The 1,321-nt window shown below is 41.0% G+C and carries 1 protein-coding gene and 1 pseudogene; both read right to left on the bottom strand.

Annotation, left to right across the window (positions count from 1 at the left end; all coding sequences use genetic code 11):
* Positions 1–626, bottom strand: a pseudogene (locus AB4496_RS26135) (methyl-accepting chemotaxis protein); the annotation flags it as partial.
* A gap of 103 nt (positions 627–729) precedes the next feature.
* The coding region (locus tag AB4496_RS26130) for an EAL domain-containing protein (RefSeq protein WP_372132803.1) at positions 730–1,321 on the bottom strand (592 nt) is incomplete at its 5' end.

Raw genomic sequence — 1,321 nt, 5'->3', positions numbered from 1 at the left:
GATTTGAATATTGCGTAACCAACCGAAATCACAGAGATCAAAAAGAACACACCTAACCAAATAGATTGATTCGCAGCGTCGTTTGCGGCTTTTTCAGAGTGCAAGATAGTGTCTACGACCTTCTGACTCGCGGATGCACGTAACGTCTCGCTTAACGCAACTAATGAATCATATTCAGTGCTAAGTTGGTTCGCTCTGGAGGTCAGGCTCTCGAAAGAGTCATTGAGATTAATAAAATCTTCGCTCAGCGCGTACGCAGAATCCGTGTACCTTGCTAGTTGTTGTGACAGTTTATTAAAAGCTGTCGCTTGTGAAGGTAAAACATCGGCACCACGACTCGCTTCAACTTGCAGTTCAGAAGAAATTTGACGTGCAAAATCGAGAGCTTGCTCATCTTCCATCACGACAGCAGCTTCGAACTGTTGCTTCACGTTAGGTAAAAGAGAATATATTTTCGTCGCATGCTCAAGTGCAGGGTAGTAACTTGACTCTAACTGCTTTAGGCGCTGACTATTATCATTATGAATAAAGACATTTATTGAGATAATGGCAGCTAGGCTAAGAGATATTATTGAGAGCAGTACAATAAACTGTACTTTAATGTTGATATAGCGAGACAATAGCATAAGGTTTTTTCATTAGCGCTGGTTGTGGCTGATGGTAACGTTTGTTCATATTTAATAGCGAACACATTCACTAAACAAATTTACCGTTATGTTCAAAGCCCGCTTATTTAATTTCTTTAATTAAGTTCAGCTCTTTAATTTTGCTGTCCCAGTCTTCTTTCCACTCTAATAGTTTACGAGCAGGCATTGGACGAGCGATAAAATAGCCCTGAACCAATGTGTCGACATTACTGATTTCACGAATGTCCATCCAAAGAGAATGATCCTCAACCCCTTCAGCAACCGTACTCAGTTCTAATAAGTGAGCCAAGTAGAGAGTAGCGCGAACAATGGCATGGCTTGAACGACTGCTCTGAATGTTTTTCACAAAGTCGATATCCAGTTTCAGTGCTGAAAATGGCAGGTCATCTAATTGCTTGAGTGAAGAGTAACCTGTTCCAAAGTCGTCAATCGCCAGGGGAATACCACGCATGCATATCCTCGTGGTGGACGCTAAAGCAAGAGCGACACTTTCAACTAAATCAGATTCTGTTAATTCCAATTTTATCTGCTCTGTCTCAAGTTCACCTTGGTCGATCAAAGCGAAGATATAATCAACAATATCACCGTCAATAATATCTTTAGCTGTCAGGTTTATTGCAAATCTCCGCTCTCCGAGAAGTGACTTCTCATTGATCGCTTGATTGATTAAATAC

Origin of the sequence: Vibrio sp. 10N.222.46.A1 (assembly GCF_041473595.1) — a bacterium.
Lineage (GTDB): Bacteria > Pseudomonadota > Gammaproteobacteria > Enterobacterales > Vibrionaceae > Vibrio > Vibrio tasmaniensis_A.
The sequence above is the reverse complement of the archived record's forward strand: the minus strand, read 5'-3'. Positions and strand labels throughout refer to the sequence as shown.